The organism is Vibrio sp. 1249-1 (assembly GCF_033340495.1).
The window spans coordinates 541575-557619 of sequence record NZ_JAWOWJ010000002.1 but is presented as its reverse complement, the minus strand read 5'-3'; the positions used below and the strand labels follow the sequence as shown (position 1 = coordinate 557619).

Here is a 16045-nt window from a genome sequence, read left to right as displayed (position 1 = left end):
GTCTTAATAACCATCTTGCATCTAAACAACTTAGAAAAAATTAATAGATAGTTATGCAAATAAAATACGATCTACATGCAAGGATGTAAAGCCTGTTGTATAAGCTTATCTATTTCTCTTAATCATAAAAAGGCTTAGGATCGATCTCTAACGATGAAGGTGCTATCGCTCTTTCAATTTTATACGCACTCGTTTTTAAATCCACCATCGTGACATCAATGTATCGTTTATACTTGCGGGAGTAGAAACATTTCACTTCTGGCTTTAATGCTTGAGATTCATTTGAAGACCAAACAATACCAACACGCCCATCGTTCAACTCGACAATAGAGCCTACGGGGTACATCCCAATGCAATTAATGAATTTGTAAACTAAGTCGGCGTCTAAATGAAATGGCGTTAGACTCAACAAGATTTTAAACGCTTCGGCAGAACTCATGCCTTTTTTGTAACAGCGATCAGCCGTTAGCGCATCGTAGATATCTACAATACAGCTCATACGGCCGTGAATTGGAATCTCCTCCCCCTTCAAGCCTCTAGGATAACCATTGCCATCTAACTTCTCGTGGTGCATCAAACAAACATCACGGCTTACGTCACTAAGTCCTTTTACGTGAAGGATAATCTCACCTGCGAACACTTGATGTAGCTTCATATGTTCAAATTCTTCAGGCGTTAGCTTCGCTGGCTTGTGCAAGATCTTATCATCGACTTTAATTTTACCTACATCATGAATAATGCCACCTACAGCAAGCTGTTTTAGCGTTGGCTTATCCAAGCCCAAGTACTTACCGAATGACACTAAAAGACAAGCGACATTGACGGAGTGTTCCAATAAGTAAGAGTCTTTTTTTCGGAGTGCAGAGACACACTGCAACGCATCTGAGTCAATCAAAACACTTTCAATGACATCGTCAGCCCAAGCTTCTACTTCATCAACTTCAATGATTTTTCCTTCAAAAGTTTGATTCAATAGTTTCTGCGCCAAATCTTTTGCTTCGGCGATCAGCTTTTTGGCTCGCTTGTGTTGGATGTCTCTCGAACGATAAGTTCGTTGACCCCTCTTAAAATCTGAGTGTTTCTGCTCTCTCGTCTCTTTAGTGGCATCAGTTGATTCATCTACAGGCTTGAAGACACACTGCTGCGAAGATAATGTTTGATCTACCCAAACATACTTTACGCCACTTGTAGCAAGCTTCTTAATGCCTTCAGGGCTAGATATCCGCCCTGCATTGGCTAAATTGACGCGCTTGTTGTGCTCTATCGCGGTAACAAACATACCAACGCCGATATCAGCGAGCGCAATTTTGATTGAATTTTTCGGATCGTACTGCATATAAAGAAGGCTTACTCGATATTAACGTCCGCATTATAAGAGATTTGATTACTTGGCGTGATAATAAATTTGAATTGATTATAATTAATGAGCATCCTGTCAATTAATAATCGGTCGCGCTCATTAAGTCCTTTTTGTTATTATGGTTTTATCCAAGATAACATATATACAAATGACGTTAGAAAACAGCACATTGATACCGACACAACTGAAAATAACTTTAGGATAATTATTCATAAATATTTATAGATTGCGGACGGCATCAATAACTGTATTTTATAAATGATTTTTACTGTTGACTATTTTTTATAAATGTCGATGATTAGCCGCCTAATCTTAGTATGTTATTAACCTAGTAGCGCATAAAATGATAGCCAAACAATTTGAACTGACACTTTTGTGATTGTAATGTACGCCAGCAGATCCACTCTATGTTATCAACCCCAACACTCATCTCTGATGCTAAAAGGCTCGAGGAGGAAATATCTTGACCACCATATTTGACCAACAAGTCTCAGATAGTGACCGAGAGTTCCTAAAAATCGTCGAAGAACGATTCATTCATATCTTCGATGTATTTAACGAAGGCCTCTTTTACATGGATGAGTTTGGCACCATGGTATTTTATAACAAGGGCTTTTATGAGCAGCTTGGTATCAACGCTGGTCGAATCAGCTTAGAGCAATGGTTAGACCTTGTTCACCCTCTCGATCGAGAAAGACTCTCCACTCGGGTCGATGCTCACATCATTACCAACAACACGAGGGTCACAACGACCTACCGCGTGCGTAAACCCAATGGACAGTACGTCTGGATTGAAGGCGTAGCCATGACCAAAGAAACAGAACATGGTCATTATATGGTTGGTAGCCACCGTGATATTTCTGAACGCAAGCTGATGGAAAGCTACATTCATCAAGTCGCATTTCATGACAATGCGTCAGGTATGGCTAATCGCGCCCATCTCTTGCTGGATATTGAAGATAGTGTGCGAGCCACCGATTCTTGTGCATCTATCTGTTACATTCAGATAGAAGAGATTAAATCTTACTTAAATCAATATGGCAGCGAGTTGGTCGATGGGTTAGTGGAAAAATTGCTACAAACTCTCAGTCACCTACCTTCTCCAAATAGTTCTGTATATCGCGTACATGATGATGACTTTGCGATTTTGATTCACGATGAATGCTCGGTAGAAACGCTGCAAAGTTATGCCGAAAGTTTAAAGGAAACCTACCACGAGGCAGTGATTGAAGAGGGCCAATACTTAGGAAGTAACATTAGTATTGGTTTGTATCCTTGCATAGATCCAAGTCACTCAGCAGAGGAAATATTACGTAAAGCAGCACGAACTTGTCAGTACGCAAGCGAGCAGAATAAAGACCGTGTTGCGGTTTACAGTGAGAAAACTCAGCATGCCGTAGACCGTTATTTCTTTATTGAACAAGGTCTAAAAAGTGCACTAGAAAAACAGACATTAAGCGTTAAGTTTCAGCCAATTATTGACGCCAAAAGCTCAAAAGTGGTGAGCTTCGAATCTCTGGTTCGCTGGCGTAGCAAAGAGTTTGGCGAAATTTACCCAGACGAATTCATCCCCGTCGCAGAGAACAAAGGTTTGATTGTCGAGCTCGGATATCAAGTCTTTGCCAAAGCGTGTGAATTTATCAAAAACTACCGTGAGCGTTACCAAAACCAAGTTCGCGTCAACGTGAATGTTTCTGTACTTCAGTTAATGAACAGTGAATTCCCTGCGCGAATTAAAGCCATGGCGGATGAGGTTGGTGTCGATCCTGAGTCTATTGTGTTGGAACTAACAGAAACGTTTATTTTGGATAATAATCAGACAGCCATTGCCCCTCTGAATACCCTCAGGGAACTAGGATTTGCACTCTCTCTGGATGACTTTGGATCTGGTTACAGTTCATTAAATAGCTTCTTCGACCTCCCGATGACACAAATCAAAATTGATAGGTCGATGGCGTGGAAAACACTAACCAACCGCTCTTCACAAGAATATCTGAAGTTTCTTATCACTATGTGCCAGGAAAATAATATTGAAGTAGTGATTGAGGGAATTGAAGACGCCAAAATGTGTGAATTTTTTACCGAAATGGGCGTCGATTATCTGCAAGGTTATTGGTTCTCTAAGCCACTTTCTGTTGCCAGTGCAAGCCGCTATTCGTTGAGTTAAGCATACTATAGCAATATTCCGCACGGCCACGTTAAACATGCTGAACTATTCACTATAGATTTCAGACACTAACTGGCCGTGACGAAAACAAGCTTAATGTCCCCCGATTAACGTAGACGTTCAAACACCACACTCTGATCTAAATGTTCGTGATACTGAGTGTAATCTAAGCCCACATCAAAGATATATTGGGTCACCAGGTTTCTAACGCACTCTATTAATTGGCTTGCTTGCCATGGTTTTTCAAAGTAGCGGTCAATGCCTGCGGAGTTGATCGCATTAATCGTATCGGTGTGCGTCGCTTGCCCGGTAAGAAGCACTTTCCTCGTAAAGCCAAAACGACCGTCCTTTGATACATCGGTCAGCAGCTCTACTCCCGTTTTACCTGGCATCACATGATCGGAAATAATCAATGCGATCATCTCGCCTTCTGCATCAAATTCATCCATCAGTTCTAGAGCCTCACCTGCTGATTCGCAGTCTTCGACATTCAACCACTGATTTAACGGCTCTAAATCTTGTAGAACCGCGCTTAGTACCTCTCGTTGGTCATCAACGCAAATTACATTAAGCTTCTCCATGTTCACCCTCTACTGGTAACTTGATTCTAAAAATCGTTTTTTCACTGTCGCTCTTTACTACAATAGAACCGTTATATCCGGCGATAATGCGCTTCACAATCGACAGACCTAACCCTAAACCAAACGACAATCCCCCCTTTTTAGTGGTGAAGTTTGGCCGGAAAATTTTTCTACGTGTCGCTTCATCAATTTCTGGTCCGTTGTTAGCAATCGTGACCAAAATTTTACCCTTACTCTCCCGAGTATGTATTTCGATACCGGGTTTCTCCGTTTCACCAAGTGCATCGCACGCATTCTTTAATATATTTACCCAAACTTGGACGAGTTCGGTTTGAGAACCAATAAAAGCAGGTAAATCCGCAGGGCTAAAACGAACACTCACTCGTCTTAAGTCACTTTGCAATAGAGCCAAGGCGCGATTGATTGAATCATTGATGTTAATCGCTTCATCCAAGTCGATATCCGTGCGCCCCAATTGTTTTACGGATCGTACAATGCCAACGGTATGTTTAGAGGCAATGCGTAAGTCATGGAGATCTCGTCCCATTTGCCAGAAACGTATCGCTTCTTCTGGTCTTTTTAGCCAATGTTCCGAAAGGAAATTATTTGGAACGGCACGTGCAAGATCACGAGCAACCTCCTTGGTTAAACCGTAGTATTTTTCGAAGTGGCGCCCCCGCTTTCTCGCTTCGCTAGAAGAGACTTTCTGCCCTTGCATTAAACCAAAATCAAAAAATTGACTCGCTTCCGGATGAACTTCTTCAAGCAGTTCCATGATAACTGTCTCTAGCCGTTCTGATTTACTGCTTACAACGCCTATCGCATTGTTCAACTCATGAGCAATACCCGCTGCAAGCTGCCCCAACGTTGTCATTTGCTCTGCGGTATGAAGCTTTTGTAGTGCTTTTTCTTTAGCCAATGCCTCTTGCATTGCGCGCCGTTGACGACGAGATAATTCGTTAACCATCACAGGCATAAATTGTGTCGTCAATGGTCCGTATGTCGCCTCTTCCACGGCGGGCGTATCGCGCTGTATCCAAGCCAATTCAACATCGGTTTGAGCAATCACTGTCGAAGAGGCAGTCCACGTACCAGAAAAGAAACTGTGTACGCCAATAAACGCACCTTGAGACGCAGAAAATACCTGGATCGGTTTCTTGTCATCTTCCGCGTAATAGCCCGCCAGCTCTCCCGAAAGCACATAGTACAAGCGATCGTTGTAGCCTGCTTGCTCAATAAGCACCGACCCGGATAAAACCGTTAATCGGCGTTCAAGGTGATTAAAGTAGCGTTGTACTAACGCGTCTAACTTCGTTTCGTACATGGGTTATCCAATATGCCCAACAGTATGTAAAATCCACACCATCACAAAACTGAGTAATACGCCAATCACGCCTAGCACGGCACCGATACGAGCCATTTGGCTGCTCTCGACATGCCCTGTTGCATGAGCTAACGCGTTTGGTGGCGTACTGATTGGTAACGACATACCGAGTGAAGCGGCAAATGTCACGACCAAGATTAGAGTAACTTCACCGCCGAGAGGCGTTAGCGAAGCCATAGAAGTACCCAGCGCAGCCATAATCGGCATCAGCAAGTTTGCGGTGGCTGTATGCGACATAAAGTTTGCCATTAACAAGCACAAGAAAGCCGCACCAAACAAGACAACATATGGCGAGAACTGATCAAACGGTATGCTGTGTACCACCAGCTTCGCAAGCCCGGTTTTATCTAGAGCAAGGCCCAGAGCAATACCGCCTGACACCAACCAAAGCACATCCCAAGAGATTTTCTTCAAGTCTTCTTTGTTGATGATGCCCGTCAAAGAGAACACTGCGACCGGAATTAATGCTACTGTGTAAGAATTCATTCCATGTGCAGAACCCATCAACCAAAGAATAATCGTGCCGGCAAAGGTGACGTAAACCATTATTGCTTTGGGTGTTTTCAAAAACTTGCTTTTAATGTTCAGATCGATGGTGGTTTGTTCGGCTTTATACAAAAAGCCAATCAGAAACCAGGCTAACGCCATCATCACAATAACGAATGGCACACCAAATACCATCCATTCACCAAACGTAATTAAGTTGTCACCAACCAAATATTTTAGGGCGATGGCATTCGGTGGCGTGCCGATTGGAGTACCAATGCCACCAATGTTGGCCGCAACAGGAATACACAAAGCGAATGCAATTCGACCTGGGTCTTTAGGCCCGAAAACTGCTATCACAGGGGTTAAAATGGACAACATCATCGCTGTTGTTGCGGTGTTTGACATAAACATGGAAAAAACAGCTGTGATCAGCATCAACCCCAGCATAACGAACTTTGGTTTTTGTCCAAATGGTTTGAGTAACACTCGGGCTAAGTTGACATCTAACCTGTACTTTGTCGCCGCCATAGCCAAAAAGAAACCGCCGAGGAAGAGCATGATAATCGGACTAGCGAAGGTCGCCATTATCTCGTTATATTGTAATAGCTCACCAAAATGTGGCTGCCCTTCTTGCAAACGAAAGAGCACAATACCTTTATTTGATACAAGCAATAGCTCTAGGACAATGATCACAACCGAAGTGGCGTAGATTGGAATTGGCTCGAATACCCAGCAAAGTGCGGCAAGCAAGAAGATTGCAATCACTCTTTGCTGGACGATAGTAATGCCATCAAATGGGAACGCAGAGAGAGGCATTAACCAAACAAGCAATGGTATCAATGTTGGAACAACGTATTTGAGATAAGGGCGCATAGTACTACTTCTCTTCCTGAGATGGTTAGCCAGACACATTTGGCGTTTGGAACGCTATTACCCGCCGCAAAACCAAAACTTTCAGACTGTTTTTAAGCCTTCAGAGACGAAATGCGGTAATGGCGTTCCAGAGAAGATTATGTACACTGTTTTCAAACAAAACGTTGGTGCGAGATCAATGAACTCGTTTTCACATTGGAAAACATTTTATATCTGTGTTCAAGCTCACTAAATGCTCACTATTTAAGTTAAATATACTTTTCCATCATAAAGTTAGTTAAGGTTTCTCCCCTAACCTCAACACGTTGTCGAGACTTAACTGTGAAACCCATTTTCTCGTAAAAAGGTCGGGCGGTAATACTCACTTCAGAATACAGTCGTTTTATCCCCTGTACTTTCGCCTGTGAAAAAAGAAAAGACATCAAATCACGACCAACACCTTGTCCTTGGTATTCATGATGGCAAAAGAAATGATCAATCAAGCCGTCACCTTGCAAATCACAATAGCCAACGACCTGCCCTTCTATCTCCGCGACGTACGGTTGAATATCGTCCATTTTTCGTTGCCACACATCGAGGTCAAAATCTGATGGTGCCCAAGCGGAAACTTGTGATTCCGTATAATCGCGATGATTAATGATTCGCACAGTATGGTAAAAGAGTGCCCACAGTGTTGGGGCATCCTCGGTGCGATAGCTGCGTATTGAGAGCATCAATTTCCTCATTCCTATTCAATAAATACTAAGCATTAACGCAAAGTGATACTAGTGAACTCATCATTTTCAATGCCAATCACTAAAGGCTTCCCAATCTGATCACTGTTCATCAATACGGTTGTATTCAGCTCTCGTCTTGATCTGCGTATATTGCTTTTTCTTATGATATGAATATTCACAATATAATCGGAATACTCCTTTGTGATTCCGCCGGAAAATTCTACGTGCTCACTTTCATTGTCTCGGACAACATGAAATTTTCGATTGGCTTGAATATCAGTACTGATGGAGGAGTCACCATAGTTCAGCACAACGGACGTTGGTTCGCTATCTTGATTGGCAAAACAGCCAAATGCGAACATGCTTAATGCGAGTATACTTTTTGATTTAAACATTAATTATTCTATTTCTAGTTATTTTTCTGCTATTTGCATGACCAAACAGCACTTGTTCTGTGAGCGCCTATTTTGCCATAGCTGAACGCTGACTCTAAACGCGCAAAAAGATGAGCGATGAAAATTCCGTCCAAAACAAGCAAATGTGAGACAATGTGAGGGTCCCAAACTCACTCAACCAGTCAAAGGCCACTGTAAACCTCTGTTTTTTATGCTTTTAATTCATGTGACCGTGTAAGGAATACATACAACCTCTTACTTTTTCATACGCAACTAGACGAATCGTTCGAGAAATACGGCATCGTCTATGCCACATGTTACAAATCGGCTTACCTTATTATTACGTATGAACTGGAATTATGGCACTAACTTCCCTCTCTCTTTTAATAAGGAGAGGAGTTCAACAATCAGACTTGCCACGTTTTTATAGCTAAAATCAATAGAGCGTTACCAGCATCGGTTGGTCTAGGAGCAATAAATGAAAGACCCTCTCAACTTTACTCACCTTGTAAAAATTTGGCTCATGTCAATCGTGGTTATGCTGGGTGGATGCACTCAAGGAGATTGGCGTACCGCAAGCAGAGGACCTGCGGGTATCGCACCCGATCCTTCCAATGTTAAGCATGCTGTGATTGAGTTTTACGCCGCAGACGCGTTTGGTTGGCGAGGCTGGTTTGCCGTTCATACATGGTTTGCAATAAAGCCTGAAAATGCGAACGAATATACAGTGTATGAAGTAGTCGGCTGGAGAGTGAATCGCGGACAACCCGCTCTATATCAGTACCAAACTGGGACGCCAGATCGATATTGGTATGGTGCAAAACCAGAAAAGATCCTCTCCATACAAGGTGAAAAGGCCCGCCAGCTTATCCCTAAAATACAAAGTGTTATTAACCAATACCCTTGGGCTGAAGAATATACGCTGTTTCCAGGGCCAAATAGCAATACATTTCCGGCTTGGGTGGGTAAACAAATTCCAGAATTAGAGCTGAACTTGCCGTTTCGCGCAATTGGTAGCGGTTACGCCAGCGATTAACAGCAAAGATTAGTCACTGGCTCGTTTTATGTTCAGCATAAAGCGCAATATCTATTGTGCGTCGTCACCCAACTCCGTTCTATTTCTTCCATTATGTTTCGCTTTATACAGTGCATTATCGGCGTCTTTCATTACCGCTTCAATTGGTGTGTCATTGCCTTTCCAGTGAGAAACGCCCAACGAAACCGTGACCTTACCAACCACCTGAAAGTCATGTTGTTCCACGTTGTGTCTAATACGCTCTGCAACATCCATAGCGTGGTTTACGTCTGTTTTTTCCAAAAACATCATAAACTCTTCACCGCCAGAACGACACAGGTGATCATTAGAGCGAGCTTGGTCTTTCATTAACTGCGCAAACTCTCTAAGTAAGTTGTCACCCACGTCATGGCCATAGTTATCGTTTACGCTCTTAAAGTGGTCAATATCTAGCGCCAAAACAGAGAACGCGGTATTTTCCTGCTTAAACAAACCAAGAACTTTGTCTAATCCACGTCGATTCAATAATCCAGTCATCGAATCTGTTAATGTATCCAGTTGCAGCTTATCAATGGTTTTTGACACGATACCAAATGCTTTAAGAAAACTAAGCTTCAAATGTGAGACCTCAAAATACCAAGACTTAACCAGTTTGAGATCATCGATAGATGATGAATGTTCTTCGACACCTCGCACAGCACCCGCTAACTGCCAAAGTGGTCTAGAAATAAGAAGGGACAAGAACCAAATTAGCAACAAAGTTAATAAACCAATTGGAATCGACTTAAGGAAAACATTCCACATCTGTTCATCTAGCACAGATAACGTCATCGATTTCGGGCGCTGAGCAACAATTCCCCATCCTGATGACTTTACTGGCGCATAACCAGCAAGCATTTCGACGCCGCGAGAGTTAACAATTTCTTTGTTGCCGCTCTGCCCCATCGTCACCGCTTTGATTGCCTCATTATCGTCGATTACTTCACCAACCCTCGATTGATCTGGGTGATAAATCAGAGTGTTACTCTCATCGACAACGTAAAGGAAAGAACCATCTTTGTATGCGTGCTGGCTGAGTAACTCTGCGAGAATATTTTCTTTTTCTAGATAAATAGTGCCGCCGATATAACCTAAATATTCATTAGATTGAGAAAATATAGGGTATGAGATGGTTAACAAGTAATTTCCAGCGGGCGATATAAATGGTTCAGTAACAACTGGTGCTTGAGCGTTTAAAGATTGGCGTTTTCTTTCACCCACTAACCTTACACCTTTCACCTGAAGTGTTTCAGGTGATACGGAAATAATAACCCCTTTTGCATTAACGACAACCACAGAGTTAAATGATTTGGTTTGCGTTCTTAATCTCTCAGCCTCTTTATCAAGAAGCTGAGCGTCATGCATCTTGTCTTTTAGCACGTTCGCACTGTATTTTAGCTGCGACATTGAGCTTTCTATGAAAGAGTCTGTCATTTCAGACATTTTTTGGGCGTAAACACGGTTTGATTCTAACGTGTTATTGATGATGAGATCCCTTTGAACACGATAAATCGAGTAGAATGCGTTGATCAAAGTGACAAGCACACTGAACACACATAGGGTGACAATAAGATTTCTAAGATTGAGTTTTTCTTTTCTTCTAAAAGACATTGCCAATGGCCAACTTTGAAGGCTTTCTATATGAATGAGCGTATAGGTTATATGAAATTGATTTGATTTTCAGGTAGTAAGTTGGGATCAATGTTAATATTTGCTCACATTAAAGAACACTTTATGAGCTAAAAAGAGAATTCAGTAGCACGATAAAGAAACCGTGCTACTTTCATATTTGGCGTTTAAGAGGGTTTTGTCTCTGTCATCGTTTTTAATATATCCACAACTAGCTGATGATCATCTAACTGCGGTAAACCCGATACCGTCACAACCCCAACCAAACCAGACCCAGAAAGCCGAATTGGGAACGCGCCACCATGAGCACAGTACTCACGAGCATCGAGATGAGGCTGATTTTCGAAATCACGTTGCTTTTGCTTGTTGTACAGAGAAAGATAGTAAGAGCTGTGGCCATACCTTAATACTGAGTTTCGCTTCCTACGGACCCAATCTACATGATCAGCGCAGGTTCCTGCCATCGCGTATTGAAATAGCGTTTGTCCAAAGCCGTAAACCTCAATAGCAACAGCCGCGCCGCGAGCTTCAGCCTCTTCTTTTAGAGCGAGGCCGATAGACCACGCAATATGGTGATTAAATTCCGCCAACTGAAGTTCATGCTCTTGCAGGGCCACGAGTTCAAGCGTCAAACTCATGGTTTCACCTGAATCGTTTTACCCGTTTTACTGCTTTCCAATGCCATCTCAATCAGAGCGATATTCTGTACTGCCTGAGCGGCAGGAACTGGGTTATCAGTGCCCAAACGAATGGCATCTGCCACACCAACAAAGTAAGCTTGGTACGCGCCTCTCTCCGTTTTGATAGTTTGCGCACCGTCTTCGTCGTAACGGACGCCGTATAACGCCTCATCTTCTTCCGACCAAGCATCGTTTTCCGGCAAACGGCCTTCTTTTAAGTAGCCCTCTTGAGGATCTAATCCGAACTTTTCATATTTAGCTTCCGTACCCAATACTTTGTAGCGGAGATTCGGCTCTGGGCTATACAAGTTTGAATGCAAGTGCACAATATGCTCAGGGTAATGAAGTATCAAGTTGTAATAATCAATCGTTGTCGCACCCGGGCGCATCATTCGACATTGTGCGTCTATCGCATCTGGCAAGCCAAACAACACCAATGCTTGATCGAGAAGATGAGGAGCAAGGTCGAATAAAATACCACCGCCATCTTGAGCCTGCTCTCGCCAGCGTTGACGAACTTCAGGGCGGTAGCGATCAAAGTGCGACTCAAACAGCTTTATATCACCTAACTTACCTTGTTCGATAAGAGATTTAACCGTGAGAAAGTCTCCATCCCAACGTCTATTGTGAAAAACGCTCAGCACCAGACCTTTCTCTTCGGCTAATGCGATAAGTTCATTACCGTCTTCTATCCGAGTAACAAACGGTTTCTCGACGATGACGTGTTTCCCATTGTTCAACGCACGCTTTGCAAGTTCGTAATGTACGTCATTTGGCGCAGTAATGATTACGAGCTCTGCATCACTATCATCGAGTAAAGTATTCGCATCAGAAAACCACTTAGCATCTGGCCAATCATTTTGAACCGCCTCCTGTTGACGAGAGCTTATCGCGCTCAGCGTTAAATTTGGTAGCGATTTAATGAAGGGTAAATGAAACGTTTTTGCTGAATATCCGTAACCAATCACAGCGGTTTTTACGGGATCGTAAGCCATTGTAAGATTCCTTATTTCGGTGATACAACAATACATTCAATATCATTGTGATCGAGGAGTTGTTGAAAATCTGATTGAGGGGGATGGTCTGTAATAATGATGTCGATCTTTGACAAATCACATACGTGGTGGAAATTGTCGCTACCAATTTTTCGGGATTCACAAACGACGATGACCTGCTGAGCTTGAGCAATCATCGCTTGTTTCATTGTTGCTTCTAACAAACTATTTGTTGTCAGCCCTCGGGATGACAATGCACACACGCCAATGAACGCTTTGTTCACGTGATAATGCTGCATTTGCTGCTCTGCTTGCGCCCCTAAAACTGCTCTGGCATAAGGGTCAAAGTGTCCGCCTAAGAAATGAACGTCCATTGTGTCGTTTGTCTCAGCAGCAGTCAGCACATCAATGCTGTTAGTAACGACGTTGAGCTTGTTTTCTCCATAACGCGCTTTTCCTGCATAGAGTGGGAGCAGAGACAAAATGGTGCTGGTATCAATAACAAGATGGTCGCGCTCATCCAACAACGCTGCGGCAGCTTGAGCTAGTCGATGTTTAACGTCACTCACGGGTCGACTCGCGTATGCCTCGGTATGGGAAGAGATCGGCGCAAGCATGACACCACCTCGTATTCTTTGTAACCCAGGTTGCTGACTCAACTTAACTAAGTCTCGACGAGCTGAATCTCGCGAGATAGCAAAGTACTCACAAACTTCAGACAACGTTACTTTATTTTGCTGATCCAGCTTCGCTCTGAGCGCTACGAGTCTTTCTTCTTGTGTCATAACTTAAATTCACTTAAGTGATTTTAAGTAAACTTGCCACAATGATAGAAAAATTACCAACAAAACCACTTACAACCAACTCAATTGACCAAAAGTTAACCAAAGATAAATGAGCAGCAAGGCAAAACTTCCTAGGACGGTACGTTCACTCAAGCCCACATAGTTAGGCGTATGAAGTTTATTTATACCCGTTTAAAACAACTGGCTCATCTAGGCCTAACTTCACTCTATTTATTTTAATAAGCGCTTTTGGTAGTGGAATAAACCCAGCATTTCGTACCTGTTGTGTATTGTTGTCGGTTGTAAGGAGTTCAAATAGTTTTGATTTTGTGATTTTCTGATTGGTGTCGAATTGTTTATTTATATAAACGTAATAGACCACGGAAAATGGATAGCGAAGAGAATAGATGCAATCTGTGCTCAAAGAGCATGAGTCATCGTTATGATGAACAGAGAGAGCCTTGTAGCTCGACCACTGTTCTGAGTATTTAAAATCGGAGTATCGCATATAAGCTTTGGCTGAAAAGTCGTCGCTTAAAGCCCGTTTCAATCGGTCTTCATCAAGCATTTGAATCGATGATTGACAACCATTAGAGCTCACATCTGGGTTACTTAAACGCATCTCCCCGAAAGCATACGTATTTGCATCACAGCGTTTCAATTCACTAACGGAAACACTATCTACCGTACTCTTTTGACTATTGATTACGACAATAGCGTTTGCCATTAAAAACAAACGTGTAGGCCTGTGGCCTCTTTCTCGTTGAAATCGGGAGATGTTTTCATCTGACCATTTCTTAGATGTGATTGCAATAGAGGCTCCGTCATTTAGCATGTCGTTAAAACCACCAGACTGAGATGCAAGCGCTACATTTACACTTGGCTCATCTATCAATGTTTCTATCGTTTCTAATATTTCTGGTTCGACAAAAATCGATGTTCGAGCCTCAGAGTCAGCAAATGCCAGCGGTGAAATCAAACATGACGCTAGAGCAAAGAAAGGCAATACTTTAATTTTCATAATTCAACTCCAACTTCGAATTAGGTGTCAACTCGCTGTCCGAACTAAATATAGTCCACGCTTGTTCAGTACTTTCAGCTTTCGTGTTTACAACAGCAATTGTGCGCCTTTCCCGTTTTTTTAGTTGTACCGTCAATGCCGTATTCTGATAAAACTCTTGCTCTTCAATTCGATTGTCTTGAATGCCGTTTCTCACTAGCAATTCTCGTATAGCTGCCGTCCTTTTCTTTGCCAACGCTTTGTTGTATTCGAGTGACGCTTCAGGGCTTGTGTCTCCTATCAGTATGACTTGCGCATTTGGGTTACTCTGAAGCAGTGCTTTCAACTCGCTTAGCGGCATATCATGAGATGGCGTTACCTGATGCTCATCCATCGCAAAGAAAAAGCTGATCAGGTGTGTCTGCGAGTCGTTGACCCAATTCGCACAGCCTTCACTGTCAACAACCACACCTTTTGGCGTATCTGCGCAGTTATCTCGTTGGTTTATCACGCCATCACTATCATTGTCTTTAAGGTCGTTGTACTGGTAAGTGGTCAACGTCGTATTCGGTGATTCAGCACAGCCTGCTAACATGAAAACTAGAAGACTCGTCACTGCGAATTTATCCATTATTGTTCTCCTTCCAGTTCTCTGGATACTCAACTCGCAACGCATAAGTCAGAATCCCCATCGAGTTGAATAAACGGTAAGTGGCAACCAAATGATCGTACTTTGTTCGGGTGTAGTTCCGTCTCGCAACAAACGTTTCAACTTTGGCATCTAATACATCTAACAAACTGCGTCGCCCTACATTGAACTGCTGGATGTACCCTAATTCAGTTACTTTCGCCGCATCAACGTTGACTTTTAAAAACTCCATTTGCTGTTGAAGCAATGTATGTGCGTCCCATGCCAGCCTTACACCTTCATTCGCATCTAGTTCTGCATTTGCTCGAATAGCCCTCGCCTCCTCTACTCGCCAGGCAGATGACTCCACTCGGGAGTCTGTAGAAAAGCCTTTAAAAAGATCGTAGTTGACCGTCAGCATAACCTTTGCATCTTCGTTAATGCCTTCAATATTATCCACGTTGTCTGTTTTGTTGGCTGACAGCTCAAGCTTGAGCTCTGGGTAGTAATCCCCCTTTTCTCTTTTTACTTCATGTCGAGCCGCCTCTAAATCTTTCATCGCCGACTGTATGGATGGGTGCAACCTAACCGCTTGTTTGAGTGCTTCGTCAAGCTTATTCGGAAGCAATTCCTGCGGGTAAACAGGCTCAACTAAGTTTTGCGGCGCTCGACCAACCAAACGTACAAATCTTGTTCTAGCATCGGAAAGATTGTTTTGGGCGGCAATCAATGAGGACTGTGTTGTCGCGACACGCGAAGAAACCTGCGCTAAGTCGGAGTTGCTGGTTAAACCTTTTTCTTTTTTATCTAGAATGAAACGGTAGATCTCTTGGTGTTCATTTAGGTTTCTTTCTGTCAGTTTCATCAACTCTCGGGCATGTAAAACATCCACATACGCTCTGACAGTATCTAATGCAACATTTTCCGCAGATGCCAATAAGTCCAAGCGTTCAGCTTCAGCCTCGTAAGATAGGCGATCAACATCAGCACTTGTTTTAAATCCATCAAATAACAGTTGGGAGATTCTTACGCCCATCTCCGTTCTTTCTAATGTTCTATCTTCACTGTCGATGTAGTTTCCGTTGTTATATCGAGTACCTTCGTACCCTGCTGCTGCATACAAATTAACCTGAGGAAGAAATGAACCATTTATGGCATTTCGGTCTCGTACCATCGACTCATAGCGAGAATAGCGAGCAAGCAAACTGGGGGAGCTATCGAGAGATAACGTAACTGACTCTTCTAAAGTCAAAGCGTTTGGCGACGATGATACTGCAAACAAGACCAATAACGTTGATTTAAGCCGCAT

General features: G+C 42.8%; 15 protein-coding genes. 2 read left to right on the top strand and 13 right to left on the bottom strand.

Annotated elements, in window-relative coordinates; translation table 11 throughout:
- Window positions 1-118 precede the first annotated feature (118 nt).
- Window positions 119-1336 (bottom strand): HD-GYP domain-containing protein, encoded by a 1218-nt coding sequence (locus tag R7Z50_RS05920; protein WP_025766705.1) that lies wholly within the window; start codon window positions 1334-1336, stop codon window positions 119-121.
- A gap of 487 nt (window positions 1337-1823) precedes the next feature.
- On the opposite strand from R7Z50_RS05920, the gene R7Z50_RS05915 reads away from it, so the two are divergent.
- On the top strand, window positions 1824-3527 hold the full coding sequence (locus R7Z50_RS05915; RefSeq protein ID WP_005377743.1) for a putative bifunctional diguanylate cyclase/phosphodiesterase: 1704 nt from the start codon (window positions 1824-1826) through the stop codon (window positions 3525-3527).
- 107 nt (window positions 3528-3634) lie between these two features.
- On the opposite strand, the gene R7Z50_RS05910 is transcribed toward R7Z50_RS05915, so the two are convergent.
- The 5 genes from R7Z50_RS05910 to R7Z50_RS05890 all read right to left on the bottom strand — a co-directional run bounded on the left by R7Z50_RS05910 (window position 3635) and on the right by R7Z50_RS05890 (window position 7965).
- Window positions 3635-4108: a response regulator gene (locus tag R7Z50_RS05910; RefSeq protein WP_005377744.1), complete on the bottom strand. Its 474-nt coding sequence runs from the start codon at window positions 4106-4108 to the stop codon at window positions 3635-3637.
- Window positions 4095-5432 (bottom strand): ATP-binding protein, encoded by a 1338-nt coding sequence (locus tag R7Z50_RS05905; protein ID WP_005389108.1) that lies wholly within the window; start codon window positions 5430-5432, stop codon window positions 4095-4097. Before R7Z50_RS05905 ends, R7Z50_RS05910 begins: the two co-directional genes overlap by 14 nt.
- Window positions 5433-5435: 3 nt before the next feature.
- Window positions 5436-6854, bottom strand: a complete 1419-nt coding sequence (locus R7Z50_RS05900) for an SLC13 family permease (protein WP_318148949.1) — start codon at window positions 6852-6854, stop codon at window positions 5436-5438.
- 248 nt (window positions 6855-7102) lie between these two features.
- Window positions 7103-7567 (bottom strand): GNAT family N-acetyltransferase, encoded by a 465-nt coding sequence (locus R7Z50_RS05895; protein ID WP_318148948.1) that lies wholly within the window; start codon window positions 7565-7567, stop codon window positions 7103-7105.
- Window positions 7568-7602: 35 nt separating this feature from the next.
- Window positions 7603-7965, bottom strand: a complete 363-nt coding sequence (locus R7Z50_RS05890; protein WP_258660546.1) for a hypothetical protein — start codon at window positions 7963-7965, stop codon at window positions 7603-7605.
- Window positions 7966-8443: 478 nt separating this feature from the next.
- On the opposite strand from R7Z50_RS05890, the gene R7Z50_RS05885 reads away from it, so the two are divergent.
- Window positions 8444-9001, top strand: a complete 558-nt coding sequence (locus R7Z50_RS05885) for a DUF3750 domain-containing protein (protein ID WP_318148947.1) — start codon at window positions 8444-8446, stop codon at window positions 8999-9001.
- A 51-nt stretch (window positions 9002-9052) separates the two neighbouring features.
- Here the strand turns inward: R7Z50_RS05885 and R7Z50_RS05880 are convergent, their stop codons facing one another.
- The 7 genes from R7Z50_RS05880 to R7Z50_RS05850 form a co-directional block, all read right to left on the bottom strand.
- Window positions 9053-10630, bottom strand: coding sequence for a sensor domain-containing diguanylate cyclase (locus tag R7Z50_RS05880; RefSeq protein WP_005389121.1), 1578 nt, complete (start codon window positions 10628-10630; stop codon window positions 9053-9055).
- A 185-nt stretch (window positions 10631-10815) separates the two neighbouring features.
- Entirely contained in the window at window positions 10816-11286 is a 471-nt protein-coding gene (locus tag R7Z50_RS05875; protein WP_053306491.1) for a heme-degrading domain-containing protein, read from the bottom strand.
- Window positions 11283-12323, bottom strand: a complete 1041-nt coding sequence (locus R7Z50_RS05870; protein ID WP_054579456.1) for an oxidoreductase — start codon at window positions 12321-12323, stop codon at window positions 11283-11285. The genes R7Z50_RS05875 and R7Z50_RS05870 overlap by 4 nt, the downstream gene beginning before the upstream one ends.
- Window positions 12324-12334: 11 nt before the next feature.
- Entirely contained in the window at window positions 12335-13108 is a 774-nt protein-coding gene (locus R7Z50_RS05865; protein ID WP_065274493.1) for a DeoR/GlpR family DNA-binding transcription regulator, read from the bottom strand.
- Between the two features lie 178 nt (window positions 13109-13286).
- Window positions 13287-14129, bottom strand: coding sequence for a phosphate ABC transporter substrate-binding protein (locus tag R7Z50_RS05860; protein WP_065274492.1), 843 nt, complete (start codon window positions 14127-14129; stop codon window positions 13287-13289).
- Entirely contained in the window at window positions 14119-14739 is a 621-nt protein-coding gene (locus R7Z50_RS05855; RefSeq protein WP_053303115.1) for an OmpA family protein, read from the bottom strand. Before R7Z50_RS05855 ends, R7Z50_RS05860 begins: the two co-directional genes overlap by 11 nt.
- Complete coding sequence (locus tag R7Z50_RS05850; protein ID WP_318148946.1) at window positions 14732-16045, bottom strand: TolC family outer membrane protein; 1314 nt, start codon at window positions 16043-16045, stop codon at window positions 14732-14734. The genes R7Z50_RS05855 and R7Z50_RS05850 overlap by 8 nt, the downstream gene beginning before the upstream one ends.